General features: G+C 71.1%; 27 protein-coding genes, 2 pseudogenes and 1 riboswitch. Of the genes and pseudogenes, 12 read left to right on the forward strand and 17 right to left on the reverse strand.

The window, feature by feature from the left end; translation table 11 throughout:
- Nucleotides 1–21 precede the first annotated feature (21 nt).
- On the forward strand, nucleotides 22–471 hold the full coding sequence (locus tag C9F11_RS06285) for an NUDIX hydrolase (protein ID WP_138966155.1): 450 nt from the start codon (nucleotides 22–24) through the stop codon (nucleotides 469–471).
- A gap of 42 nt (nucleotides 472–513) precedes the next feature.
- Here C9F11_RS06285 and C9F11_RS06290 read toward each other — a convergent pair whose 3' ends face one another.
- From C9F11_RS06290 to C9F11_RS06340, 12 genes and pseudogenes are all read right to left on the reverse strand, one after another.
- Nucleotides 514–729: a hypothetical protein gene (locus tag C9F11_RS06290; protein ID WP_138958309.1), complete on the reverse strand. Its 216-nt coding sequence runs from the start codon at nucleotides 727–729 to the stop codon at nucleotides 514–516.
- A 471-nt stretch (nucleotides 730–1,200) separates the two neighbouring features.
- Entirely contained in the window at nucleotides 1,201–2,646 is a 1,446-nt protein-coding gene (locus C9F11_RS06295; protein ID WP_249402145.1) for a GGDEF domain-containing protein, read from the reverse strand.
- A 135-nt stretch (nucleotides 2,647–2,781) separates the two neighbouring features.
- Nucleotides 2,782–3,417 (reverse strand): annotated as a pseudogene (locus C9F11_RS48555) (caspase family protein); the annotation flags it as partial.
- A gap of 15 nt (nucleotides 3,418–3,432) precedes the next feature.
- Nucleotides 3,433–3,780: a hypothetical protein gene (locus tag C9F11_RS06300; RefSeq protein ID WP_138958311.1), complete on the reverse strand. Its 348-nt coding sequence runs from the start codon at nucleotides 3,778–3,780 to the stop codon at nucleotides 3,433–3,435.
- A 922-nt stretch (nucleotides 3,781–4,702) separates the two neighbouring features.
- A pseudogene (locus tag C9F11_RS06305) lies at nucleotides 4,703–6,791 on the reverse strand (TerD family protein).
- A gap of 203 nt (nucleotides 6,792–6,994) precedes the next feature.
- Nucleotides 6,995–7,789, reverse strand: a complete 795-nt coding sequence (locus C9F11_RS06310; RefSeq protein ID WP_249401621.1) for an urease accessory protein UreD — start codon at nucleotides 7,787–7,789, stop codon at nucleotides 6,995–6,997.
- Nucleotides 7,786–8,472, reverse strand: a complete 687-nt coding sequence (gene ureG / locus C9F11_RS06315; RefSeq protein ID WP_138958312.1) for an urease accessory protein UreG — start codon at nucleotides 8,470–8,472, stop codon at nucleotides 7,786–7,788. Before ureG ends, C9F11_RS06310 begins: the two co-directional genes overlap by 4 nt.
- Nucleotides 8,473–8,606: 134 nt before the next feature.
- Nucleotides 8,607–9,284 (reverse strand): urease accessory UreF family protein, encoded by a 678-nt coding sequence (locus tag C9F11_RS06320; protein WP_138958313.1) that lies wholly within the window; start codon nucleotides 9,282–9,284, stop codon nucleotides 8,607–8,609.
- Between the two features lie 42 nt (nucleotides 9,285–9,326).
- Complete coding sequence (locus C9F11_RS06325; RefSeq protein WP_138958314.1) at nucleotides 9,327–11,048, reverse strand: urease subunit alpha; 1,722 nt, start codon at nucleotides 11,046–11,048, stop codon at nucleotides 9,327–9,329.
- Entirely contained in the window at nucleotides 11,041–11,421 is a 381-nt protein-coding gene (locus C9F11_RS06330; RefSeq protein ID WP_138958315.1) for an urease subunit beta, read from the reverse strand. Before C9F11_RS06330 ends, C9F11_RS06325 begins: the two co-directional genes overlap by 8 nt.
- A gap of 16 nt (nucleotides 11,422–11,437) precedes the next feature.
- Nucleotides 11,438–11,740: an urease subunit gamma gene (locus C9F11_RS06335; protein WP_138958316.1), complete on the reverse strand. Its 303-nt coding sequence runs from the start codon at nucleotides 11,738–11,740 to the stop codon at nucleotides 11,438–11,440.
- A 296-nt stretch (nucleotides 11,741–12,036) separates the two neighbouring features.
- Nucleotides 12,037–12,315 carry a type II toxin-antitoxin system Phd/YefM family antitoxin gene (locus C9F11_RS06340; protein WP_138958317.1) on the reverse strand — a complete coding sequence of 93 codons (279 nt, stop codon included), beginning with the start codon at nucleotides 12,313–12,315 and terminating at the stop codon, nucleotides 12,037–12,039.
- A 90-nt stretch (nucleotides 12,316–12,405) separates the two neighbouring features.
- On the opposite strand from C9F11_RS06340, the gene C9F11_RS06345 reads away from it, so the two are divergent.
- The 4 genes from C9F11_RS06345 to C9F11_RS06360 all read left to right on the forward strand — a co-directional run bounded on the left by C9F11_RS06345 (nucleotide 12,406) and on the right by C9F11_RS06360 (nucleotide 15,260).
- Nucleotides 12,406–13,035, forward strand: coding sequence for an ATP-dependent Clp protease proteolytic subunit (locus tag C9F11_RS06345; RefSeq protein WP_138958318.1), 630 nt, complete (start codon nucleotides 12,406–12,408; stop codon nucleotides 13,033–13,035).
- Between the two features lie 7 nt (nucleotides 13,036–13,042).
- Nucleotides 13,043–13,348 (forward strand): hypothetical protein, encoded by a 306-nt coding sequence (locus tag C9F11_RS06350; RefSeq protein WP_138958319.1) that lies wholly within the window; start codon nucleotides 13,043–13,045, stop codon nucleotides 13,346–13,348.
- 543 nt (nucleotides 13,349–13,891) lie between these two features.
- A riboswitch (cyclic di-AMP (ydaO/yuaA leader) is annotated at nucleotides 13,892–14,059 on the forward strand.
- Between the two features lie 3 nt (nucleotides 14,060–14,062).
- Nucleotides 14,063–14,539 carry a C40 family peptidase gene (locus C9F11_RS06355; protein WP_138958320.1) on the forward strand — a complete coding sequence of 159 codons (477 nt, stop codon included), beginning with the start codon at nucleotides 14,063–14,065 and terminating at the stop codon, nucleotides 14,537–14,539.
- A gap of 202 nt (nucleotides 14,540–14,741) precedes the next feature.
- Complete coding sequence (locus tag C9F11_RS06360) at nucleotides 14,742–15,260, forward strand: DUF6328 family protein (RefSeq protein WP_138958321.1); 519 nt, start codon at nucleotides 14,742–14,744, stop codon at nucleotides 15,258–15,260.
- A 13-nt stretch (nucleotides 15,261–15,273) separates the two neighbouring features.
- Here C9F11_RS06360 and C9F11_RS06365 read toward each other — a convergent pair whose 3' ends face one another.
- The gene (locus C9F11_RS06365) at nucleotides 15,274–15,705 is read right to left on the reverse strand and encodes an ATP-binding protein (protein ID WP_138958322.1); all 432 of its coding nucleotides are present in this window, start codon (nucleotides 15,703–15,705) and stop codon (nucleotides 15,274–15,276) included.
- 263 nt (nucleotides 15,706–15,968) lie between these two features.
- On the opposite strand from C9F11_RS06365, the gene C9F11_RS06370 reads away from it, so the two are divergent.
- Both C9F11_RS06370 and C9F11_RS06375 read left to right on the forward strand, forming a co-directional pair.
- Nucleotides 15,969–16,829, forward strand: a complete 861-nt coding sequence (locus tag C9F11_RS06370; protein ID WP_138958323.1) for a helix-turn-helix transcriptional regulator — start codon at nucleotides 15,969–15,971, stop codon at nucleotides 16,827–16,829.
- 9 nt (nucleotides 16,830–16,838) lie between these two features.
- Entirely contained in the window at nucleotides 16,839–17,063 is a 225-nt protein-coding gene (locus C9F11_RS06375; protein ID WP_138958324.1) for a DUF397 domain-containing protein, read from the forward strand.
- Between the two features lie 78 nt (nucleotides 17,064–17,141).
- On the opposite strand, the gene C9F11_RS06380 is transcribed toward C9F11_RS06375, so the two are convergent.
- Nucleotides 17,142–18,278 (reverse strand): 8-amino-7-oxononanoate synthase, encoded by a 1,137-nt coding sequence (locus tag C9F11_RS06380; protein WP_138958325.1) that lies wholly within the window; start codon nucleotides 18,276–18,278, stop codon nucleotides 17,142–17,144.
- A 176-nt stretch (nucleotides 18,279–18,454) separates the two neighbouring features.
- On the opposite strand from C9F11_RS06380, the gene bioB reads away from it, so the two are divergent.
- From bioB to C9F11_RS06400, 4 genes are all read left to right on the forward strand, one after another.
- Complete coding sequence (gene bioB, locus C9F11_RS06385) at nucleotides 18,455–19,639, forward strand: biotin synthase BioB (RefSeq protein ID WP_138958326.1); 1,185 nt, start codon at nucleotides 18,455–18,457, stop codon at nucleotides 19,637–19,639.
- Nucleotides 19,632–20,927, forward strand: a complete 1,296-nt coding sequence (locus tag C9F11_RS06390) for an adenosylmethionine--8-amino-7-oxononanoate transaminase (protein WP_138958327.1) — start codon at nucleotides 19,632–19,634, stop codon at nucleotides 20,925–20,927. Before bioB ends, C9F11_RS06390 begins: the two co-directional genes overlap by 8 nt.
- Nucleotides 20,924–21,628, forward strand: a complete 705-nt coding sequence (gene bioD, locus C9F11_RS06395; RefSeq protein ID WP_138958328.1) for a dethiobiotin synthase — start codon at nucleotides 20,924–20,926, stop codon at nucleotides 21,626–21,628. Before C9F11_RS06390 ends, bioD begins: the two co-directional genes overlap by 4 nt.
- A gap of 133 nt (nucleotides 21,629–21,761) precedes the next feature.
- The gene (locus tag C9F11_RS06400) at nucleotides 21,762–22,433 is read left to right on the forward strand and encodes a class I SAM-dependent methyltransferase (RefSeq protein WP_138958329.1); all 672 of its coding nucleotides are present in this window, start codon (nucleotides 21,762–21,764) and stop codon (nucleotides 22,431–22,433) included.
- Nucleotides 22,434–22,439: 6 nt separating this feature from the next.
- On the opposite strand, the gene C9F11_RS06405 is transcribed toward C9F11_RS06400, so the two are convergent.
- The 3 genes from C9F11_RS06405 to C9F11_RS06415 all read right to left on the reverse strand — a co-directional run bounded on the left by C9F11_RS06405 (nucleotide 22,440) and on the right by C9F11_RS06415 (nucleotide 23,801).
- The gene (locus C9F11_RS06405) at nucleotides 22,440–22,802 is read right to left on the reverse strand and encodes a VOC family protein (RefSeq protein WP_249401622.1); all 363 of its coding nucleotides are present in this window, start codon (nucleotides 22,800–22,802) and stop codon (nucleotides 22,440–22,442) included.
- 396 nt (nucleotides 22,803–23,198) lie between these two features.
- Nucleotides 23,199–23,537, reverse strand: coding sequence for a fic family toxin-antitoxin system, toxin component (locus tag C9F11_RS06410; RefSeq protein WP_138966161.1), 339 nt, complete (start codon nucleotides 23,535–23,537; stop codon nucleotides 23,199–23,201).
- A 36-nt stretch (nucleotides 23,538–23,573) separates the two neighbouring features.
- Nucleotides 23,574–23,801 (reverse strand): antitoxin, encoded by a 228-nt coding sequence (locus C9F11_RS06415; RefSeq protein WP_138958330.1) that lies wholly within the window; start codon nucleotides 23,799–23,801, stop codon nucleotides 23,574–23,576.
- A gap of 186 nt (nucleotides 23,802–23,987) precedes the next feature.
- Here C9F11_RS06415 and C9F11_RS06420 point away from each other — a divergent pair, with 186 nt between their 5' ends.
- Entirely contained in the window at nucleotides 23,988–24,815 is an 828-nt protein-coding gene (locus tag C9F11_RS06420) for an ABC transporter ATP-binding protein (RefSeq protein WP_138958331.1), read from the forward strand.
- Nucleotide 24,816: the final 1 nt, after the last annotated feature.

The raw sequence follows: 24,816 nt of genomic DNA on the forward strand, positions 1-24,816 counted from the left end.
GAGAACGAACACGAGGCGAAGATGGCGCGTCCGCGCATGGCCGCGGGCGCCCTGTTCTTTGACGAGCAGGGCCGCGTCATGCTCCTTGAGCCGACGTACAAGGACTACCGGGATATCCCGGGTGGGTACGTCGACGTCGGCGAGTCTCCGTTGCAGGCATGTGTGCGGGAGGTCCGCGAGGAGCTGGGCATCACGCCAGGGATCGGTCGTCTGCTGGCCGTCGACTGGGCCCCCAGCCCTACTGAAGGCGACAAGGTGCTGTATCTCTTCGACGGTGGTGCTCTACCGGCGCGGCTTCAGGAACAGATCCGGTTGCAGCGTTCCGAGATCAAGGCGTATGCCTTCCACAGCGTCGACGACGTCGACTCTCTGACCATTCCGCGCCTCGCACGCCGGGTCCGGGCTGCCGTGATCGCTCGTAGCGAGGGCCAGGTGGCCTATCTGGAGCACGGCCAGCATCCAGAGCGGTAGAGGCCCGAATCAGGCCATGGATATCCGCAGGCTGTCGCAAGTTCATGGGGTGCCCGCATCCGAAACGCTCTGCGCGAGGTCACTCACGGTACGCAGGATGCCCTGACCGAAGTCGGTGGGGGCGATCAGCACGCCGAACGTCACCGCCACGGTGAGGACCATCGTCTGGTCGACTCGGCTTCTGGCCTGCACGCGCCGACGTACGAGCACGATGAGGATGACAGCGAGCAGAACTGCCAAGTTGATCGTCAGTTTCACCGGTCGGCCCTTCCCTCAGGCAGGAACGTCCCAACTCTCCTGTGTAGCCAGAGCCGTGTGACTCAGCGACTCAGATGCCTGTGGTTGGCGGCAAAGCGCTCATCTGAGGCCGGATCAGCTTGCCGTTGGCGTTGTAAGGCGCAAACCCCTCGACGGGATACGACGAGGCCTGTCGACGTAGCGGCCGGGCGACGGGCAGCCGGGGCCACTCCCTCGCGTGCAGGGCCCACAGGAGCTGAACAGGTACGCTAATGCAACAGACGCTGAATTTCACTCACTTCCGAGGAAGCCCATTTCACCCTCGGATCTTGGGCGACCTAGCGCACCTTGCACTGCATCGATCCGCTACACCGGCGGAGCCAGACTGCGGCAAGGAAGCGAATGAGGCATCCACCCATGACTCTGTCAGGTGTCCTGCCCGGCGAGGCGTCACGGAAGGCGGCTGAACTTCGAGTGCGCTTGTGAACTTACTTAGTCAGTTGCAGCCTCTCGTGCAGCCCGTATCACATCAGCTGCCTTCATGCCGCATTGAGCCCACGTAATACTAAAGCTCCAGCCTATGCGGACAACCTGGTCACCGCTAATGCCGATGGGTAGGCGGATATTATTCTGCATTCTCAAGACGAGGTCCTGGGCAGCGAACTTTGTGATGCCGTCGACAAGCAAGACGAACTCGTCCCCGTCAAGCCGGGCGATTGTATCTCCCTCTCGAGAAAAGACTGCCAGACGTCGGCCGACCTCGATGAGGACGAGATCACCACTCTGACGCCCAAATCGAACATTGATCCGCTTGAAGTCGCGGAGCGCACAAAAAACAACAGCCAGCCCGGTGTCATGCGGATCATTTTGGGGAGCAGTTGCATGTCGATGGTGTTCCTGAAGGTCACCATACGGTTGGCAAAGGTAAGCGCTCAGGCGAACGTGCAGCTCAGCAGAGTTTGAGAGCCCCGTGAGCTGGTCATGAGAAGCGCGATGAGCCAGTTCGAGCTCGCGACGCTTTCGCTCCTGGATGTCTTCGACATGGGTGAGTAGAAAACGCGGCCCTTCAGGGGAGTCCGCGACGACAGTGTTCCGCATGGAAACCCATACATAGGTGCCGTCGCGGCGCCCAAGGCGCAGCTCCACACGGCCATTTTCGGCGGAAGTTCTCAGTAGCAGTTCAATGTCCTCAGGATGGACGAGATCCGAGAAGGCGTAGCGGCGAAGCGCTCTTGCAGGACGCCCGAGCAATCGGCACAGCGCGTCGTTGGTGCGCAGAATTCGACCGTGCTGGTCACCACCCATCTCAGCTATAGCCGCGCCATTAGGGGCATACTCGAATGCCTGCCTGAAGCTTTCCTCGCTAGCGCGCAAAGCCTTCTGCTCCCGCTCCAGGCGGACCAGGGCACGCTGCATGTTGGCACGGAGACGAGCATTACTGATTGCGATGGCCGCCTGGAATGCGTAGGACCGCAATGCATCCCGCTGTTCCAGGTTGGGGCGGCGGCCAGCGGGCGGCCCACCTACGGTTATGACGCCAAGCAACTGCCGGCGGGTACCGTCGGGCACATACATGGCGGCGAATAGGCGATCCAGGGGGTGCCACTCATCCTCGAAGCGTGGCAGGGGGCCGTCGGTGTACCACCCCGGGATGTCATCATCGTCGCCGAGTCGACTTTCGGTATAGGGGATGAAGCGGAGGAGGTCACCCCACGCTTCACCCATGGAGAAGTGACGGTCCCAGGCAGCGCGAGAGCCGACCTGTCCAGTAATGCGACCTTCAACCTCGATGTTGCCCGAAAAGGAAGCTACGACGAGGTCACCGTCTGGGCGTACAAGGTTCACGCAAACCATCTCGTAACCAAGCCCACTCACGAGACCGTCCGAGACGGCCTGCAGCGTGTCGGCCAGACTACGGGCAACATGCAGGTCTTGCATAGCGGCTTGGAGATCAGAACGAAAATCGTGAGCTTGTTCCGGCACATAGGCAGGGTTCCGGACGAATGCAGCACGACCTACCTGGTTGCGACCCAAGCACTGTGGATCAGGCCGTGCCTGACGCCTCAGAATTGACTGAACTCCTAGGAAAACCGTGTCTAGGTCGAGAAACTCGGGCGCGTCCGCTATGCCATCAGTTAACACGCCCACCAAAGCACCAGTGAAGGCCGTGAACGCCTCCCCGGGAGGTGCAAGGGCGATGGCACTCTCGTGGGCTGCCGCAAGTACATAAGTACCTTCTACTTCAGCGAGTGCCGCGATGCTCGATGCAGGTGACTGCACTCCCATCGCGCGGGCACTGAAACAGCAGTCGAGAATTACGACGCACCGTGCCGCACCACTATCGGTCAGCCGCATGCGCATCCAGTCGTAGGGGAATGCCGTCGAATGAACGGCACTCGTATCACTGTCGGGCATGCCCAAATACAGTCGGCCTTGACGGTCGAGCAACCCATGTCCCGCGTAGTACAGCAACAAAGTGTCCGTTGCTGCTTCTGCGGCGCTGAAGATGGCTTGGTCAACCTCGCGAGTAGAGGCAGGATTAAGTAACTGGGTACAGCATGACGGGTCCATCCCCCACACGTCACCGGAAAATAAATCGACAAGCGTAGACAAATTTCGCTGGACCGCTGGAAGAGGTTCGAGACTGCTGAACCTGTCAACCCCGATGAACAGCGCCCGTGATTTTTGGGCGTCGGGAAGTTCACTCACGTGCCGCCCCTACCGTTATTCTTCGAGCAGTTGTTCTATCAGGTGCTGCGCCTCATCTCGAGTTGCGCCTGTGATCGTGACCTTGCTGCCGTCGGCGCGCTCGACGGTGATGGTGGGTTTCTGGGGGCGAGTGGCCCGCCACGACGCGATGGATACCCCGAGAGAGCCAGCACTGATGCCGCTGCCAAGCACAAGTGACACCAGGTCCAGGGGTGCACCTTGCTGTCCCGGTAGCGGCAAGGAAGAGGATGTCATCTCAACGCGGACCTCACGTCGAATAGTGCGATCCAGGAGTAACCATTCAAATAGGGAGCGAACGTCGCCCTCGGTAGAGTCGCCATCGATCTGCAATGTGACGCGCAAGTGCCCCACCCTCAGTGTGCTGTCTCACGGACCGTCAGCATAGAGCGACCAAGTAGGGCCGCGCGGTGCGGATGGCAATGCCGGGAAAGTTCTGGCTACAGCGGCGCATCTCGATAGACGCGCGTGAGGAGTGCGTGAGCGCCATCAGACCTTTCAGCCCAGGCTGCTTCCCTGCAGGTCAGAGTCACCAACCCGGACGATATCCGCATGCGCTCCGGAGCCGTGTGCGCAGCCAAGTCACGTGAGATGGCGCCGTCGGCGCCGGGCCGTCTGTGGGCCGTGCGAGCGTGGCCTCCAGCGACCGGCAACGACGAACGACAGCCATTGGGGCGGCTGGCCAGCCCTACGGCAGGGGCGACTGAGCCAGATCGCCCATGGGCCCCGCCACTTCGTGCGCAACAAGAGGCAGGGCTGCCGCACGGGGACTCACCGGGGAGCCATACAGGGAGCCAATCACCGCAGCATTAGGTGGACTCCCATGGACCCGCATGGATGTTCGTAGGCCCCAGGGCCTGGTCAGGGAGGAGGTTCAGGGCCCCGTTCATGCCTCACCGATCAACCTAGCCTTACCAATCCGATAAACGGACCGGCCAGTACGGTGAACGGTTCATGCACGTCAGCGGGCGGATGTCGGGGCTCCGCTCGGCCCGGCCAGGCGCCGTGGCTCCCCGTTCGGCCCCCCGGGCCCGAATATGTCGCCTATATCACCCATGTCGCTTATGGCATCCGCGCCTTCGGCGCCGACCGGGTAGGAGCACGCCTTCGCCCGAGTGAAGACCTGGAAGATCCTGCGCGGCTGTGAGCGAGGCCGCCAGGCCCGAGGGATCCTCGGCTTCCGCTCCGGTCAAGTCGTCAACCGGGCACATCGATGCCGTGCCACGGCGTACACGGTGTCGATCCAGCCTGCCCCGGGGTGGGGGAATCAGGTCGCTGATGTCCGTTCCGGGGAGGAGGGCCGGCGTGGGGGCGAGGGTTCCAGGTGGGTCACCACCGTGGCGTAGAAGCGGTGTACCGCGTCGTCGACGCTGCGGATGAAACCGGACTCGGCGTTGCCGCGGCTGCTGCCCATGCCCTTGAAGAGGGAGAGGCGGAAGCCGGTGATGTGTGCGCCGTCCTTGGGCAGCAGGTCGGCCGGTTCGGGGCGCAGGCGTTCCAGGGTGCCCCGCGGCCCGCCCGCCTCCTCCTCGACCAGGGTCTCGATGTGGAGGTCGGCGGGGGCCTCGGCGAGGCGCCTCACGAGCCGTTTCGCCCAGGTCAGGGGATAGCCCTGGTCCGGTGCGGGAATCTCGACGCAGGTGCGCAGCCTGCCGGCCGGTGCGCAGGTCGGCGATCACCGTGAGGAGGCCGGGCGTGCCCTCGATGCGGACCTCCGCGTGCAGCCTGCCTTCGAGGCACAGCTGGTCCGCGAGGCGCGACCGGCGGGTCCCGGGGTCGATACCGCGCTTGGACCGCTGGACGGGCAGCACCTTCTGGCCGAGCTCACCGCCGAGCCTCAGGCACACCTGACGGATGAGCCGTTCCCAGCTCTCCACCACCTCTAGGGCGCGGGCGTCTCCATGGCACAGGGTCTCGTCGTCGATTCCGTTGCGTACGGGAACCCAGGCGGAGCCCATGTTCTGGAAGCCGTGACAGCCCGAGCTCTCGTGCTGGAGGTAGTGCAGCAGCTCCTGGAGCAGCCAGGCGTGCGCCACGTTGCCCACACCCTCGTGCCGGATCAACAGCTGCGCCTGGTGGACGACTTCGGCCCAGGACAGGTGCCAGAGCGCCACCTTGTGTTTGCGCCGCCCGTCGATCCTGACGTCGACGAGGGGGCTGCCCTCCAGCGCGACGTCGTTCGACAGGGTGATGACGGCCTCGTAGCCCCGGCGCGTGGCGATGTCCATGTACGCCTGCACCTGTTCGGCCCTGAGGGCGTTCCCGTTGGTCTTCGTCTCCACCAGCGCGGTCCACAGCTTTCCGGCCCGCTCGACGCGGATCACTCCGTCCGGGCGCCGCGGAGCGTCGCCGTGGGGCAGCGAGACCTCGGCGAACGTCTCCATGCGGCCCGCCGGCGCGCCGAACCCCGCCGTGAGCCTCCTGCCGAACTCCGGAACCTGCGCCATCACCGAGAGGAGCACGGACGTGGCCCGCGTCTCCCGGTCCCGGTCGCTCTTGAGCACGGAGACCGGGAAGAGCCTGGCCGACCTCCAGGACTCGTTCTCCGCCAGGGACTTCCTGGCCGCCCTGGGCAGGGTGACCTTCTTCTTGGCGGTACGAGGACGGGGCGTGGGCTTCTCCGGCTCCCCCTCGCCCTCGGGCCGCCGGGGAGCCGGTACGGCCTCAAGGACCGGGGGCGGTGCGCCGTCGGCCGCCGGGGCCGCGGGGGCGACGGCTGCCTCCACGCCCCCCGCCGCCACGTCCCGCGGCTCCCCGTCGGCCCCGTCAGCCCCGTCAGCCCCGTCAGCCCCGTTGGCCTCGTCAGCCGCGTCGTCATCGATGTCCACACCGAAGTCCGTTGCCAGGCCCGCCAGTCCGGCCGCGTACCCGTCCCCGACGGCCCGGAGCTTCCACGCGCCGCCGCGGCGGTAGAGCTCGCCGAAGATGAACGCGCTCACCGCTCCCGCCTCGTCGATCCCGAAGCGGACCAGGTCCTCGCCACAGGCGTCGGACAACGTCAGCCGCAGATCGCCCAGTTCCCCGAAGCGAGCTCCGTCGTACCGGCTCGCCGCCACCACGATGCGGTCGATCCCGTCGGGCACCGCGGTCAGGTCGAAGCCGATCCGGTCCTTGTTGCCGCTCCCGCTGGGAGACTTGCCCAGGAGCTGGACGCTTCCGTCAGCGGCCACCGGGTTGTTGTAGAAGTAGAAGTCCGCGTCACTGCGCACCTTGCCGTTGGCGTCGAGGAGCAGGACGGAGACGTCGGCGTCGCCCTCACCCGTCGAGCTGGTCCACTCCAGACTCACCATCACGGAGCCGACGTTCTCGCTCAGGGCCGCCAACCCCACGTTGGCACCCTTGGTCAACTCGTACATGCCCCCGCCCCCTCTTACGCACGCCGAACGCGCATCGCCCGTCCCCATCGCCCGACGGACGACCCGATGTGATGTGCGACACATTCGCCGCACGGCAGGACTCTAGTACTCGGCGGGCGCGGTCCGTGGCGGTCTGCCGGAAACGGCGGAAGGGGGTGCGGCCGCGGTGAATGTGCTGTTCCGAGGGGCCCCGGCCCGGGGGCCTACCCCCACCGCTCCAGCGCCCCGTCCAGGATCCGGCGCAGGCGCAGCGCGTCCGGGGCGACGGCCGTGACGAGGGCTGCGGGGCCGGGGAGGGGGGTGAGGGCCGCGTGGTCGTCGAGGACGGTGGCGGGGGGTGGGGAGGTCCGGAACTCGGGGCGTACGAGGAGGAGTTGACCGACGGCACGGTGGCCGTCCAGGACCGCCGGGCCGTTCCAGCCGGGTGGGGCGGTGGGGCCACAGGTCAGTTGCTGGTCGAGGAGGGGGCGGCCCGCGTGGTGGACGGTGAGGCGGGTGCGCAGGAGGCCGGGGGGTTCCGCGGTGCGGCCCAGGGCCTGTTCCTCGCGCAGGACCAGGCGGCCGCCCTCGGTGATGTCCACCCGGGTGGTGACCCGCAGGTCACTGTCCCGTACGGAGATCAGCTGCTCGGGGAGCCAGTGCAGTTCCGCGTCCTCGGCGACGGTGAGGCGCACGTCGTAGTGGGCCTCGCGCCGGTCCTGGCCCGGCAGGGCCATCGTGGCCGCCGCGGAGCCGATGTGCAGGCGCGCGCCCCGCTCGGCCGTCGCCTCGACGGTGAAGTGGTCGCCGCCCAGCGGGCCGCTCATCGCGCCGACCAGCAGGACCCGGGCGGCACCGCCCGCCGGGCCCGCGGCGCGGACGCGGCGCAGCGCCAGCGGGCCCTCGCCCTCCAGGACCGGCAGGGCGGTGCCGCCGCGGCCGTCGGGCCGGGCGGTCACGCGGGCGGTGGCCCTGACTCCCGCGGAGCCCAGGGCCCGCGCCACCGGTGCGCTCGTCACGCGTCGGCCGCGACCCAGGCCGCGTACTGCGCGCGCACCCAGTCGGACACCGCCGTCACGCCCTCGGCCGAGCGCAGCGACTGGAAGACCACCGGCAGTTCGGCGCGCTGCGCCTTGGCGTCCGCGGCCATGCGGGCCAGGTCCGAGCCGACGTACGGGGCGAGGTCCGTCTTGTTCACCACGAGCAGGTCGGCCGTCGTCACGCCGGGGCCGCCCTTGCGCGGGATGTCGTCCCCTCCGGCCACGTCGATCACGAAGATCTGGGCGTCCACGAGGCCGCGCGAGAAGGTCGCCGTCAGGTTGTCGCCGCCGGACTCCACGAGGATCAGGTCCAGCGGGCCCACCTCGTCCTCCAGGTCCTCCACCGCCTCCAGGTTCGCGGAGATGTCGTCCCTGATCGCGGTGTGCGGGCAGGCGCCCGTCTCCACGGCGGCGATCCGCTCCGGCGGCAGCACCGCTTCCTTGAGCAGGAACTCGGCGTCCTCGCGGGTGTAGATGTCATTCGTCAGGACGGCGAGGGACAGCTCCGCGCGCAGCGCGCGGCACAGGGCCGCCACCGTGGCCGTCTTGCCCGAGCCGACCGGGCCGCCCAGGCCTATGCGGAGGGCCCGGCGCCGGCCGTCGGGGCGGTGCGCGTCCGCGCTCACGGCCGAGGCTTCGTCGTGGCTATGGTCCAAGTGCATGGTTCTCCTCGGGAGCGTTCGGTGGGGTATTCGGGTTCTCAGGGGTGGCGCCGGGCAGGGGGGCCTGCCCCTACCGAGGGCTCTGTGGCGGGTCGGCCTCGCGCGCTCGGAGCGGCCGCCCGCGCCCCCGGGCCCTACGACGCGAACAGCCGTACCGGCCACGCCGCATGCGCCTCGCCCCCGATCTCGAGGAGCGGCGCCGACGCCGCCGGGAGCGCGTCGAGGCCCTCGTCGCGTACGTTCCCGGCCGCGGCCACCGCCTCCGCCACCACCCGGTCCACGTCGTCCCCGAGCCGCGCCAGCGCGGCCGTGGCGTCGAAGGGGTCGAGGCTCAGCAGGCGCACGACCGCCGTGGCGGGCCCGCTGACGGACTCGTAGGCGGAGCAGTACGCCGCGTCGGCGGCCCCGAGCCCGGCCGCCCGCGCCGCGGCGCCGAGGACGACCGGCTGGTGGGCGCCCTTGGGGAAGGCCCGGGCCAGCGCGTCGAGCTCGGGCGCGGGCCAGGTGGCACGGGCCGCCCGCAGCAGCTGGCGGCCCAGCTTGCGCGCGGCGGTCCGCAGGGCCAGGGACGGGGTGCGCGCGTCGGCGGCCTCGTCGAGGGCGGCCGTCTCCGCGACGCCGAGCGCGGCGGCCGCCGCCAGGGCGGCGGACACCAGGCCGGTGGTGTGCAGCCGCCCCCGGCAGAAGGCCTCCAGGCTCGGCGCCCCGGTGATCCGCCCGGCCTTGACGGCCGCCTCGGCGCCGCCGGAGTGCGCGTGGCCCCCGGCGGGGAAGCGGCCGTCGGCCAGGATCAGGAGTGCTGCTCGTGACATGTTGACGACAACCAGGATCTGAGGATCGGAGGGAGGGCGCGGTCAGAAGAGGAAGTAGCGCTGGGCCATGGGGAGTTCGGCCGCCGGTGCGGGCTCCACCAGCTCGCCGTCGATCGTGACCGCGAAGCTGTCGGGCGCCACCTCCACCCGGGGCAGGGCGTCGTTCTCCCGCATGTCCGCCTTCGTGCGCCCCCGGGTCGAGCGGATGGCCACGAAGCGCCGGTCGAGGCCGAGGCGCTCGGGCAGGTCGTCGTCGAGGGCCGACTGGGTGACGAAGTTGACGGAGTTGAGCGCGGGCGCCCGGCCGCGGGCGCCGAACATCGGGCGCGGAAGGACCGGCTGCGGCGTGGGGATCGAGGCGTTGGCGTCGCCCATCTGCGCGTACGCGATCTGCCCGCCCTTGAGGACGACCTGCGGTTTGACGCCGAAGAACGCGGGTTCCCACAGGACCAGATCGGCCAGCTTGCCGCTCTCCACCGAGCCGACCTCGTGCTCGATGCCCTGGGCGATGGCCGCGTTGATCGTGTACTTCGCGACGTAGCGGCGGGCCCGGTGGTTGTCGGCGCGGGTGTCGCCGGGCAGGGCGCCCCGGCGGCGCTTCATCACGTGCGCCGTCTGCCAGGTGCGCAGGACGACCTCGCCGATCCGGCCCATCGCCTGGGAGTCCGAGGACATGATCGAGATCGCGCCCAGGTCGTGGAGGACGTCCTCGGCGGCGATGGTGGTGGGGCGGATGCGGGACTCGGCGAAGGCCAGGTCCTCCGGGACCGCCGGGTTGAGGTGGTGACAGACCATCAGCATGTCGAGGTGCTCCTCGACGGTGTTGACGGTGTGCGGACGCGTCGGATTGGTCGAGCTGGGCAGCATGTTCGGCAGCGAGACCGCCGTGATCATGTCGGGGGCGTGGCCGCCGCCCGCGCCCTCGACGTGGAAGGCGTGCATCGTACGGCCGCCGACCGCGGCGAAGGTGGCGTCGACGAAGCCCGCCTCGTTCAGGGTGTCGGTGTGGACGGCGAGCTGGGCGCCCGTGTCCTCGCAGACGTTCAGACAGGCGTCGATGACGGCGGGGGTGGCACCCCAGTCCTCGTGGATCTTGAAGCTGACGGCGCCCGCGCGCAGCTGCGCGTGCATCGAGGCGGCGTTGGTCGTGTTGCCCTTGCCCAGGAAGCCGATGTTGACGGGGCTGTTCTCCATCGCGGCGAACATCCGCGCCAGATGCCAGGCGCCGGGTGTGATCGTCGTGGCCTTGCTGCCCTCGGCGGGGCCCGTGCCGCCGCCGATGAGCGTGGTGACGCCGGAGGCCAGGGCCTCGTCGACGATGGTCGGCGAGATGAAGTGGATGTGCGTGTCGATGCCGCCCGCGGTGAGGATCTTGCCGTTGCCCGCGAGGATCTCGGTCTCGGGGCCGATGACGAGCTCGGGGTGCACCCCGTCCATGGTGTCCGGGTTGCCCGCCTTGCCGATGCCCGTGATGCGGCCGTCGCGGATGCCGACGTCGGCCTTGACGACGCCCCAGTGGTCGATGATGAGCGCGCCGGTGACGACGGTGTCGGGCGCGCCCTCGGCCCGGGTCGTGCGGGCCTGGCCCATCGACTCGCGGATGACCTTGCCGCCGCCGAACACGGCCTCGTCGCCGGAGCGTCCGGGGCCGCCCGAGCGGTCCTCCTCGATCTCCACGAGCAGGTCGGTGTCGGCGAGCCGGACGCGGTCGCCGGTGGTGGGGCCGAACAGGTCCGCGTACGCGGCTCGGGACAGCTCAGGCACGGGTCGCTCCGTTCGGTTCGCCGCCCGGGCCGGGGGCGTCGAGGGCGCCCCCGGTCTCCCCGCGCAGTCCGGGGACGACGCGGGCGCCGGCCAGGGGGACGAGCTCCACGTCCACCGGGATGCCGGGCTCGAAGCGCACGGCGGTGCCCGCGGCGATGTTGAGCCGCTTGCCGCGCGCGGCGGCTCGGTCGAAGTCCAGGCCGGGGTTGGCCTCGGCGAAGTGGTAGTGGGAGCCGACCTGGACGGGCCGGTCGGCGGCGTTCAGGACGGTCAGCCGGGTCGTCTCGCGGCCCTCGTTGAAGGGGACGGGTTCCTCGGCGAAGAGGATCTCTCCGGGGATCGGGCCACGGCCCGATCCGGTCACGGTGTGCATGCTGCGCGAACTCCCGTCACACGATCGGGTCATGGACGGTGACGAGCTTGGTGCCGTCCGGGAAGGTCGCCTCGACCTGGACGTCGTGGATCATCTCGGGGATGCCCTCCATGACGTCGTCCCGCGTGAGCACCCTGCGGCCCGACGCCATCAGATCGGCGACGCTGCGGCCGTCCCTCGCGCCCTCCAGGACGTGCGACGTGATGAGGGCGATCGCCTCGGGGTGGTTGAGCCTGAGGCCGCGCGCCCTGCGCTTCTCGGCCACGTCGGCGGCCACATGGATGAGCAGTCTCTCCTGCTCGTGCGGGGTCAGTTGCACGTCCCACCTCACAGTCCTCGCCCCGGACCGTGCGGGGTCCGGCTGCCGCGGCCACCGCGACGGGCATAGATGTAACACGCAGCGACTCACGTGCCGGTGTCCACTTTCGCTTACGGAATCCCCAGGTGGCGTGGCAGGGCAGGCTAGTTGGGCGGAGTTTCAGCGAGGTTAACCAGCCCTTGACCGAGCCATGACCATCAGCGGGGCTCCGCCATACCGATCAGGCCACGCGGGCCGTCCGCGAGGACGGGCACGGCCCGGCGCGCGGCGGCGGTGCCGGGCGACCGGGCGGGCCGCTAGGTCATCCGGGGCCCGTGGTGCTCGGCGGCGATGCCGAAGCGCTGTCGCTCCCCGGGGGCGGATGCCGTGCCGCCGATCGACGACACCGAGGTGATCACCGGCTCCTGCGCGGGCTCTTCCGCCTCTTCCAGGCGCCGCAGGTCGTCCGCGGACACCAGGGCCACGAGCGGCTTGCCGTGCCGTGTGACGACGACGCGCTCACCGCCGTACACGACGCGGTTGATCAGGTCGGCGAGCTCCGCCCGGGCTTGCGTCACCGGAATCTCGTAGGCCATGTCCCCATCATAACGTCACGTACGTCCTGTACATTTTTTACAGAAGGCCGCCGCGCCGGGCGGCGGCCCCGTGCTGCCAGGAGGCGTGCCATGCGCGGACCGTCCGCCCGTTCCGTCCTGCCGGAGTTCACCGAGCGCACCAGTTCGGGCACGCGCACCTGGGATCCGTACTCCAAGCTCCTGGACGAGCGGATCGTCTTCCTCGGCACGCCGGTCGACGACGTCTCGGCGAACGACGTGATGGCACAGGTCCTCTATCTGGAGCACGCGGCACCGGACCGGGACATCTCGCTGTACATCAACTCCCCCGGCGGCGACTTCAGCGCGACGACCGCGATCTACGACACGCTGCTGTACGCCTCCTGCGAGGTGGAGACGGTCTGCCTCGGACAGGTCGCGTCCGCCGCCGCGGTGCTGCTCGCGGCGGGCACGCCCGGCAAGCGGGCGATCCTGCCCGGCGCCCGGGTGCTGCTCCAGCAGCCCGCTCTTCCCGAGCCGGTGCGCGGCCAGCCGACCGACCTGCGGATCCGCGCGGAGGAGCTGCGGCGCACCCGCGCGCTCCTGGAGGAGATGCTCGCCCGTCACACCGGGCGCACGCCCGAGCAGATCTCGGCCGACATCGAGCGGGACACGGTGCTCGACGCCGAAGCCGCCGTCGCCTACGGTCTGGTGGACCGGGTCGTCCCGAGCCGCAAGGCCGTGCGCCCGGACGCGGGATGAGGCGCGGGTGCTTCCGGAACCGCCGCCGCTGCCCGCGCTGACCCGCGCCGAGGGCGAGCTGGTGGACGCCTATCTGGCGGTCCTCGACCTCCTCGGCCGGATCAACCCGGCCCGTGCCGAACACACGTACGGCGGGCTCCGTGCCGCGCAGGCGCTGGTCGCCCGGGCGACCGACCTGCGGGACGCGCTGGCGCTCATGCATCAGCGCGGGGAGAGCGAGGTGCACGCGCCGACGCTCGCGCGGGCGCTGCGCGTCCTGGACGGCGAACGGCGCGCCGCGCGCGTGACGGTGCCGCCGCCGACGGGGCCGTGACGGAGGTCAAGGCGACGCCGGCGGTACGAGGGTCCGTCATGATTCAGTCCGATTCACCCCCCACGACCGGCCGTCTCGTGCCACACTTCCAGCCAGCCCTCATTCCGTTTTCGGCCTGGCCGCTCCGTGCGCCGGTGACATCTGACACCGTGGAACGCGCCCCGGACCCAGCGCGCCCGCGCCATCCGCCCGTTGCCGGTGTGCGCCGATGTCGGGCCGAGTCCGAGGCTGCCCCGGAGATGACCAGAGATGATCGCCCCTTCTGCGTAATCGGCGCTCGTCCCGGCGGCCCCCCGAAGATGCGCAACTCCCTTACGCCGCAGCCGGATTCGGGCGTTCCGGCGCTGATGGGGCAATCATCTCCGAGTGTGACCTAGACCCCATTCGGGCCCTGTCCACCGGAACGGGTCAGGCGTGAGGAGCCTCACATACCGCCGATCCGGCTCGGTTTTTTCGCCCCTCTCGGGTGAAGATCCCTTCCGACGACAAGCCCCCGCCACAGGCGGCGGGGCGATCCGGGCGGACGCCGAGTCCTGCCGCCGCCCGGATGCCCGGTCGACATCTGTGCACCGGCAGGAGTGGAGGACCCAGCAAGGCGGGCCGTCCGGCTAGTCCGGAAGGCCCTTGGGGTGAAGTCGCATCGCGCGGCCGGGCATCTTCGCCTGCCCGAACCCGACAGGTCATCCTTCACAGGCGGCTGACGAAGGGTTGCGCATGACTGCGCTGCATCGTGTTCCGTCGCTGCTGACGAGGGCCAGTACGGCCTCGGCACTCACACTCGCCGCCGTGGGCGGCACCGTCGTGGCCCCCGGGCTCACCGGAGACGCACAAGCGGCCACCTCGCACGGGACGAAGGCGCTCAAGGTCGCGGCGTCCAAGAAGGGCTCCCCGTACAGCTACGGCGCGATCGGGCCGAACCGTTTCGACTGCTCGGGCCTGACGCTCTACTCGTACAAGCGCGTCGGCAAGAAGCTGCCGCGCACCGCACAGCAGCAGTACAACAAGACCCGCAAGGTGTCCTCCGCCAACCGCACCCGGGGGGACCTGGTCTTCTTCCACTCCGGCCGGAGTGTCTACCACGTCGGCATATACGCCGGTAAGGGCAAGATCTGGCACGCCCCGAAGCGGGGCACCGTGGTGCGGCTCGAGAAGATCTGGACCAACCAGGTCTGGTACGGCCGGGTCCGCTGACCCGCCGGCGGGCGGCGGCCCACCAGGGCCCGCGCCGCCGCCCGCTCCGGGCGCCACCAGCGCCTTTCGCCGCCGTCCGGTCAGGGCCCGGACGGCGGCACCACCCCGAGGACGCGGCGGACCACCCCTCGCGCCGACGTCACCCGCCCGGCCCCGCCGTCAGGGCGGGAGTGGAGCGGCTCCGCGCGGATACTCGTGGACCATGGCCGACCATCACCCCCGTGCCGCGGGCGTCTCCAGACCGGACGCCGCCCGGCACACGCGCAACGAGACGCCGCTGGAGCGGGCCGACCGCAACTTCTCCGAGCTCCTCCAGGAGCTGCGGGTCACCCAGACCGGTGTGCAGATCCTCTTCGCGTTCCTGCTCACCCTCGCCTTCACCCCGCGCTTCCCCTCGCTCGACTCCGTGCAGCGCGCCACGTACGTCGTCACGCTGCTCCTGGCGGTGCTCGCCGCCGCGCTGTTCACGGCGCCCGCCGCGGTGCACCGGACCCTGTTCGCGCGGGGCGCCAAGCCGCTGATCGTACGGGTGTCCTCGCGGCTCGCGGCCGTCGGCCTCGCGGTGCTCGTGCTCGCCCTCACCGGATCCGTCCTGCTCGTCGTCGACGTGGCCGTGGGCCGCACGGACGGGGTGCTCGCGGCCGCGGGCACGTTCCTGGTGTGCGCCGGGCTGTGGGGCGTGCTGCCGCGCCTGGTCGGCCGCGCGGGCGGGAGGCGCTGACCCCGCGCCCGATTCAGCTCTGCACCGGCACCGACCACGGCAGGGTGATCCACACCGTCTTGCCGCCCGCCGCCGTGGGGCGGACCGTGAGTCTGCCGCCGCACTCGGCGGTGAGCCAGCGGACGATGACCATGCCTCTGCCGTTGTCCTGCTGGACGGCCGCGGGCAGCCGCTTGGGGAAGCGGGGGTGACTGTCCGTGACCCCGATGCGCAGCCGCTCGTCGCGGTCGAGCCGGACGTCCACGGTGAAGGTGGGCGAGAGGCCGAGGGTGTGCTGCACCGCGTTCGTGGCGAGCTCGGAGACGATGAGCCGCACCGTGTCGGCCACGTCGGCATCGGCCGGGAGGCCCCACTCGGTGAGGACGTCCGCCACGTACGTGCGGGCGGTGGAGACCGAGACAGGGTCGCTCGGCAGGGTGACTGATGCTTCCTGGTGGTCTGCCATGACGGCGCCGTCCCTTTCCCACCGGGACCGCACTTCCGACGCGTGGCGGAAGTACTCGAGGATCGTCCCGGAGCTGGTGCTTCGCGCCAGATTGCCACTCTCTCGCGGGCCGCGCCCGCCGATCCACCGAGATGTGCATATATCTGTCGCTCGAAGCGGTGAACTCTGCGACGGCAGACCGTATTTGGGCGCAACACTGGCAGTTCCCCTACTGTCCCCTACCGTTGGCGCGGTCCTCCGGAAGGACCCAGAAGGAGACAGCCATGCAGTACGGTCCCGCGGTGCGCCGTCGCAAGCTCGGCGCGGAATTGCGGGCGTTGCGCGCCGAGGCCGGGCTCACCAGTGGCGAGGCCGCCTCCCTCGTCGGCTGGCACCAGTCGAAGGTGAGCCGGATCGAGACGGGCCGCAGCGGCGTGAAGGCCACCGACGTACGACTCCTCCTTGAAGCGTACGGCGTTCAGGACCCGCATCTGCGGGAGCTCCTGGTCGCCCTCGCGGGCGGGGGCGACGAGCACGGGCGCCACCACTGGTGGCACGCCTACCGAGGGCTCCTGCCGCCCGCGTACCGGGACTTCATCAGCCTGGAGTCGCAGGCCTGCCGGGTGCGCACGCTGGAGACGACGGTGGTTCCCGGCCTGCTCCAGACGCCCGAGTACGCCCGTGCGGTGACACGTGCCGCGCTCGGCGGGCGGCCCGAGGAACAGGTCGAGGCCCTCGTGCAGGTGCGCCTCGCCCGCCAGGACGTGCTGCGCAGCGAGCCGCCGCTCAGGCTGAGCGTGGTCCTGGACGAGGCGGTGCTGCGGCGGCAGGTGGGCGGCCCCGAGGTGCTTTCCGGACAACTGCGTCGGTTACTGGACGCGGCTCGGCTGCCTCAAGTGCGGCTCCAAGTACTCCCGTTCGCCTCCGGCGAGCACATCGGGCTGATCGGCCCTTTCGTTATTCTCTCCTTTCCGAACATTTCCGATCTGGATGTGGTTGTTCTCGACCACTTGACGAGTAGCCTCTACCTCGAACGGAAAGAAGACCTTCAGGCGTACACCGACGCCTTCAACTCGCTTCGCGGACAGGCGCTTTCCGTTCAGGATTCAATGGATTTCATCGCCGAGTTAGGTGACGGCGCGTAAGGAGGCACCATGACTGCACTGCCTCGGTACGTTCCCTCCAGCACGTCTCTCAGGGGCGCGCGGTGGCGGCGCAGCAGCCGCAGCAACGGAATGAACAACTGTGTGGAGACGGCCCCGCTCGGCGCAGGCCCCCTGACGGGCCTGCTCGCCGTGCGCGACTCGAAGGACACGGCCGGCCCGGCCGTGCTCTTCTCCCCCACGGCCTGGGAAGTCTTCGTCGACGCCCTTCGATGAAGGCTCACGGCCCTTAGGTGAGGCCCGAGTGAGTGCGCCGGACCCTGGACCCAGGTCGTAGGTGCCAGATCTCAGGTGTCAGGGTGCGGTGCGGCTGATCACCCCGACGACCTCGGCGACCTGTGTGTCGCTCAGGTCCGCACGGGCGGTCAGCCGCAACCGCGAGACGCCGTCGGGGACCGACGGCGGGCGGAAGCACCCCACGGCGAGACCGGCGGCACGGCAGTCGGCCGCCCAGCGCACCGCCGCCCCGGGTGACGGGGCGCGCACGGAGACGACGGCGGCGTCCGGGCGGACCGCCGAGAACCCCTCCCCCACAAGGAGTTCGTGGAGCCGACTCGCCACCGCACGCGCGCGTGCGGCGCGCTCGGGCTCGCGGCGCAGCAGCCGCAGCGCGGCGAGCGCCGCCCCCGCGGCGGCGGGCGCGAGACCCGTGTCGAAGATGAACGTGCGGGCGGTGTTGACCAGGTGGTCGATGACCCGCGCCGGGCCGAGCACGGCGCCGCCCTGACTGCCCAGGGACTTCGAGAGCGTGACGGTGACCACCGTGTCGGGCGCGCCCGCGAGCCCGGCGGCGTACGGGGCGCCCCGGCCGCCGTCGCCGAGGACGCCGAGGCCGTGGGCGTCGTCGACGACGAGCCCCGCGCCGGACGCGCGGCAGGCGGCGGCCAGTTCGGCAAGGGGCGCGGCGTCGCCGTCCACCGAGAACACCGAGTCCGTCACGGCGATCGCGGGGCCCTCGTGGGTGCCGAGCGCCTTGCGCGCCGCCTCGGGGTCCGCGTGCGGCACGACCTGGGTGGTGCCGCGGGCGAGGCGGCAGCCGTCGATCAGGGAGGCGTGGTTGCCCGCGTCCGAGACGATCAGCGAGCCGTACGGGGCCAGGGCGGTGACGGCCGCGAGGTTCGCCGCGTAGCCGGAGGACAGGACGAGGGCGGACTCGAAGCCGCAGAACGCGGCGAGCTCCCGCTCCAGTTCCGCGTGCAGTTCGGTGGAGCCCGTGACCAGGCGCGAGCCGGTCGCGCCGCCGCCCCAGCGGTGGGCGGCCGCGGCCGCGCCCGCGGTGACCTCCGGGTGGCGGGTGAGGCCGAGGTAGTCGTTGCCCGCGAGGTCGACCAGGGTGGTTTCGGCCGGGCGCGGGCGCAGGCCGCGGACGAGCCCGGCGCGTTCGCGCGCCCGCGCCTGCTCGTCGATCCAGTCGAACGGCGCGCTCGTCATGAGGCCTCCAGGTCGTCGTCCGCCTGAGCGGTGCGAGGGGATGCGTTTGTAGACAGTGCACAGACCCTAGCTGTCGCGCCACCGGGCCATGGTGTGGCAATACCCACAGCTGTCAGAGGTTCTGTTGTGTGGTTTCTCCATGGTCAGACGGACCCGGGTACGCCAGGATCGGCGCCATGGATCTGCTCAACACGCTGGTGGACAAGGGGCTTCGGCGCGAGCTGCCGACCCGTGACGAGGCGCTTGCCGTGCTCGCGACCTCCGACGACGAACTGCTCGACGTGGTGGCGGCGGCCGGAAAGGTGCGGCGCCACTGGTTCGGTCGACGGGTGAAACTGAACTATCTGGTCAATCTGAAGTCGGGCCTGTGCCCCGAGGACTGCTCGTACTGCTCGCAGCGGCTCGGCGCGGACACCGGCATCCTGAAGTACACCTGGCTGAAGCCGGACGAGGCCTCGCAGGCCGCGGCGGCCGGGCTCGCGGGCGGCGCCAAGCGGGTCTGCCTGGTGGCGAGCGGCCGGGGGCCGACGGACCGGGACGTCGACCGGGTCTCGGACACGATCAAGGCGATCAAGGAGCGACACGAGGGCGTCGAGGTGTGCGCCTGCCTCGGCCTGCTCTCCGACGGCCAGGCCGAGCGGCTGCGCGGCGCGGGCGCCGACGCGTACAACCACAATCTGAACACGTCGGAGTCGACGTACGGCGACATCACCAAGACGCACACCTACGCCGACCGCGTCGACACCGTGCAGAAGGCCCACGCGGCCGGTCTTTCGGCCTGCTCGGGGCTGATCTCGGGCATGGGCGAGACGGACCAGGACCTGGTCGACGTCGTCTTCGCGCTGCGCGAGCTCGACGCGGACTCCGTGCCGGTGAACTTCCTCATCCCCTTCGAGGGCACCCCGCTCGCCAAGGAGTGGAACCTCACGCCGCAGCGCTGCCTGCGCATCCTCGCGATGGTGCGGTTCGTCTGCCCGGACATCGAGGTCCGCATCGCGGGCGGCCGCGAGCTGCATCTGCGCACGCTCCAGCCGCTGGCCCTGCACCTCGCCAACTCGATCTTCCTCGGCGACTATCTGACCAGCGAGGGCCAGGCGGGCAAGGCCGACCTGGAGATGATCGCGGACGCCGGGTTCGAGGTGGAGACCGCGGACCAGGTGACGCTGCCGGAGCACCGCCGGGGCGGAGGCTGTGGGTCCGGTTCTGGGTCCGGGGCCGGCGAGGGCACGGGATGCGGCTCCGCCTGCGCCCCCGCCGAGGCGCCCGAGGCCGCCGCGCAGGCCGAGCCGGGCGGCGCGCGGACCGACCTGGTGGCGGTGCGCCGCCGGGGCGCGGGGACGGACGTGGCGCCCAATGCCTGACCTGCGCGAGATCCTGGACCTCGACCGCGCCCACGTCTGGCACCCCTACGGGCCGATGCCCGGCCGGCAGGAGCCGCTGGTCGTCGAGGAGGCCAGCGGGGTCCGGCTGCGGATCGCGGGCGTCGGCGACGTGGTCGACGGGATGTCGTCGTGGTGGTCGGCGATCCACGGCTACAACCACCCGGTCCTCAACGAGGCGGCGCGCGACCAGCTCGGCCGCATGAGCCACGTCATGTTCGGCGGCCTCACCCACGAACCCGCCGTGCGCCTGGCCAAGCGGCTCGTCGACCTCACGCCCGACGGCCTCGAACACGTCTTCCTCTCCGACTCCGGCTCGGTGTCGGTCGAGGTCGCCGTGAAGATGTGCCTCCAGTACTGGCGCTCCGTCGGCAGGCCCGAGAAGCAGCGGATGCTCACCTGGCGCGGCGGCTACCACGGCGACACCTGGCAGCCGATGGCCGTGTGCGACCCGCAGGGCGGCATGCACTCCCTGTGGCAGGGCGTCCTGCCCCAGCAGGTCTTCGCCGACATGCCGCCCGCGGGCTTCGACGCGTACGACGACGCGTACGCGGCCCACCTCCACGACATCATCGGGCGGCACGCCCACGAACTGGCCGGCGTGATCGTCGAACCGGTCGTCCAGGGTGCGGGCGGCATGCGCTTCCACTCCCCGCGCTATCTGCGGGCGCTGCGGGAGGCCTGCGACGCGCACGACGTGCTGCTCGTGTTCGACGAGATCGCGACGGGCTTCGGCCGCACCGGCGCCCTCTTCGCGGCCGACCACGCGGCCGTCACCCCGGATGTGATGTGCCTGGGCAAGTCGCTGACCGGCGGCTATCTGACGATGGCGGCGACGCTGTGCACACCGCGCGTCGCCGACGGCATCGCCCGCGGCGAGGTCCCCGTGCTCGCGCACGGCCCGACCTTCATGGGCAACCCGCTGGCCGCCGCGGTGGCGGGCGCCTCCATCGACCTGCTGCTCGGCCAGGACTGGCAGACCGAGGTCAAGCGGATCGAGACGGGCCTGCGGGCCGCGCTCGCCCCGGCCGCGGAGCTGCCTTACGTCCGTGACGTACGGGTCCTCGGCGCGCTCGGCGTCGTCCAGCTCGACCACCAGGTCGACATGGAGGCGGCGACGCGGGCCAGTGTGGCGGCGGGGGTGTGGCTACGGCCGTTCCGCGACCTCATCTACACGATGCCGCCCTTCATCACCGGGGACGACGACGTGGCGCTCATCGGGCGCGCCGTGTGCGCGGCGGCGCGCGCGAGCGGGGAGGCACAGGCGTGAGCGTGATCGTGGTGTCCGGCACGGGCACGGAGATCGGCAAGACGGTGACGACGGCGGCCGTGGCCGCGCTCGCGCTCGCCGCCGGGCGCAGCGTGGCCGTCCTCAAGCCCGCGCAGACCGGCGTCGGTCCCGGGGAGCCCGGTGACGTCGCCGAGGTGCAGCGGCTCGCGGGCGCCCGGGTGACGGGCGCCGAACTGGCCCGCTTCCCCGAGCCGCTGGCTCCGGCGACGGCCGCGCGGCGCGCGGGGCTCGCGCCCGTCACGCCCGGCGACGTCGTCGAGGCCGCGCGGAAGCTGGCGGCCTCGCACGACCTCGTCCTCGTCGAGGGCGCCGGGGGCCTCCTCGTGCACCTCGACGGGAGCGGCGCCTCCCTCGCGGACGCGGCGCGCGAGCTCGCGGCGCCGGTGCTCGTCGTCACGGCGCCGGGGCTCGGCACCCTCAACGTGACCCAGCTGACGGGCGAGGCCCTGCGGGCGCGGGGCATCGAAAGCCTCGGCCTGGTCATCGGCAGCTGGCCCGCCGAGCCCGACCTCGCGGCGCGCTGCAACGTCGAGGAGCTGGCCCGGGTGGCGGGTGCGCCGCTGCTCGGGGCGGTGCCCGAGGGGGCCGGGAGGCTGAGCGGGCCGGAGTTCCAGGACGCGGCCCCGAGGTGGCTGGGGCCGGAGCTGGGGGGTATGTGGGACGGGGTTTCCCTCCCCTAGCCCGCCCCTTTGCACACGCGCGGGCGCGGGGCGGGCAGGGCCCGTCCGGCGCCCGCGGCCGGGGCCGCGGCCCGGTTGCGGCGGGCCCTGAGGGGGGAAGAACCAGCCATCTCCCCTCCGTGAGGAGGCCACCGTGCCGACCGCCAAGCCGTCCCGCCGCGCCCCCGTCCACCACCCGCTCTTCGCCCGTTGCTACGCCCGCTTCAGCGTCGCGGCCGAACCGGCGATCGCCCCGTACCGCGCGGAGCTGCTCTCCGGGGTCAGCGGCCGCGTCATCGAAGTGGGCGCGGGCAACGGGCTGAACTTCCCGCACTACCCCGCCGCCGTCTCCGAGGTCGTCGCGATCGAACCGGAGCGTCTGCTGCGCCAGTTGGCCGTCTCGGCGGCGCTGCGCGCGGACGTGCCGGTCGACGTGGTGCCGGGCGCGGCGGAGGCCCTGCCGGTCAAGAGCGAGGCCTTCGACGTGGCCGTCGCCTCGCTGGTGCTGTGCAGCGTGCGGGACGTGCCGCGCGCGCTCGCGGAGCTGCGGCGGGTCCTTCGGCCGGGCGGCGAGCTGCGGTTCTTCGAGCACGGGCGGGCGCGGGGCACGGCCTTCGCCACGGCCCAGCGCGCCCTGGACCGCACGGTGTGGCCGCTGCTGTTCGGCGGCTGCCACACCGCGCGGGACCCGGTGGGCGCGCTGCGCGCGGCCGGGTTCGAGCTCGGCCCCTACCGCCGGGTCCTGGTGCCCGCGAAGCGCCCGCGCCTGCCCACGTCGCCGTGTGTCATCGGCACCGCCTGGCGGCCGTCGGAGGACGGGGCCTGAGCGGTCTCAGAGGGGCTGGACGAGGTTCACCGCGTTGCCGTCCGGGTCCTTGATGTGGACGACGCGCTGGCCCCACGGCATGTCGTTCGGCGGCCCGAGGACCTGGCCGCCGAGGTCCTCCACGGGGCCGAGGAGCGCGTCCACGTCGTCGACCGTGACGCTGAGCAGCGAGCGCTGGGGCGCGTCCAGCGGGGCCTTCTCGTCGGCGACGATGCCGAGTTCGGACTCCCGTACGCGCAGGCCCACGAAGAACACCGGGCCTTCCTCGGGGACGCGGGTGGTCTGTTCGGCGCCCAGGAGCTGGGCGTAGAAGGACTGGAGCCGGATCACGTCCGGGGTGATGAGCATCGGCTGGATGGTGGCAGGCATGCCTGGCCTCCTGGGAGTCGTGAACGGGCGAGCGCGGGTGCGGAACGAGTGTGTGGGGGTGACCGCAGCGGGCCGCGAAACTCATCGGTGCCCGGCGGGGCACGCGCCCGCGCCGCCGCCGCACGCCGTGTCCGGCCGGGGCGGGGGGACCGGCCTGCCCCGGGGCGCCTGACCGGGGGTGCGGGTCACCCGGCCCGCCTCAGGCCACCCTGGCCGGGGGGCGGGGGGCCATCGGCCCGCCTCAGGCCACCCCGCCAGGGGCGCGGGTCACCCGGCCCACGTCAGGCCGCCCGGCCAGAGGTGCAGGTCACCGGCCCGCCTCAGGCCCCCGGCGGTGCCGGGCGCGCGGGGCGACGCGGGGGCACGCGGTCGCGGAGACCCCGGCTGCCGCGCCCGTCACCGGCTCCACTGGCGCAGTTCCCGCGCTATCTCCCCGACGCCCGCCGCGTCCTCCTTCACCAGGCGGGCGAGGTCGCGCACCTGCTCGGGCGAGGTCACGACCTTCACTCCGCTCGCGACCAGATAGGCGTACGCGACGGACACCGCGAAGAGCGCGTTCGAACGCTCCAGGGCGGGGACGTGGAGCAGTACCTGGAGCAGGGCGGCGGCGCGGTCGTGCGGTCCCTCGTAGACGGGGACGTCGAAGATCTCGGCCCGGTGCCGGGCCACGGCGGCCACCAAGGCGCCCCAGTCGGTGACTTGGGGGTCTCCGGGGGTCTTCTGTTCGGCGATCATCAGGAGCCAGGCGAGGTCGATGCGGAGGTTCAAGAGTCAGCGACGACCTTCGCGGTCCGTGCCGAACTCCTCGGCGAACACGCCTTCGTACTGCTTCATGAAGTCGGCGGCGGCCTCCACGAACGTATGGCCGAGCTCGCCGACGTCCTGTTTGACCAGCTCTTCGATGTACCGGTTCACGCTCATGCCGCGGGCCAGGGCGCGCTCGCGCGCGGCCCGGGCGGTGTGCTCGTCCACCCGCACGTTCAGCTGCGTCTTCGCCATGCCCTCAAGCTAGCGCCGCCGCGCTAGCACCGACAAGGGCGCCAGGACGGTGCCCCTTACATATGTCCGGGTGCCCGACCTGCGAGGGATACCGGCCCCTTGACCCCGCGCCTACCCTCTGAACCCTCTCCACTCCTGCGCCGCGCCCGCCCGGCCCGGCCGACGGCCTCAACCAGGGAGGCGGCTTTGTCCACACCCGCTACGACGCCGCACACGGAACGCGCCGAGCCCCCGGGCACCGCTGCCCGCGCCCGCGGTCTGACCAAGGCCTACGGCTCGGGCGAGACCGCGGTGCTCGCCCTGGACGCGGTGGACGTCGACATCGCGCGACGCCGGTTCACGGCCGTGATGGGCCCCTCCGGCTCCGGCAAGTCCACGCTGATGCACACCCTCGCCGGGCTCGACTCGGTCTCGGCGGGACAGGTGTGGCTCGGCGAGACCGAGATCACCGGGCTCAAGGAGCGCGAGCTGACGCGGCTCCGGCGCGACCGGGTGGGCTTCATGTTCCAGTCGTTCAACCTGATCCCGACGCTCAACGCCCGCGAGAACATCACGCTGCCCATGGACATCGCGGGCAAGCGCCCCGACGCCGAGTGGCTGGAGCACGTCATCGACACGCTGGGCCTGCGCGACCGGCTCCGGCACCGGCCCGCGCAGCTGTCCGGCGGGCAGCAGCAGCGCGTCGCCTGCGCGCGGGCCCTCGCCTCCCGCCCCGAGCTGATCTTCGCCGACGAGCCGACCGGCAACCTCGACTCACGGGCCGGGCTCGAAGTCCTCGGCTTCCTGCGCGACGCCGTGGACGCGCTGGGCCAGACGGTGGTGATGGTCACGCACGACCCGGGCGCGGCCGCCCACTCCGATCTGGTGCTCTTCCTCGCCGACGGCCGGATCGTGGACGAGATGGACCGGCCGACGGCGGAGGCCGTCCTGGAGCGCCTGAAGCGGTTCGACGTGCTGCACGCGGTGCCGCGCGAGGCCGAGGGCCCGGCGCAGAGCACCCCCGACGAAGGCTGAG

This window comes from Streptomyces sp. YIM 121038, from assembly GCF_006088715.1.
In the GTDB taxonomy this organism is placed as follows: Bacteria; Actinomycetota; Actinomycetes; order Streptomycetales; family Streptomycetaceae; genus Streptomyces.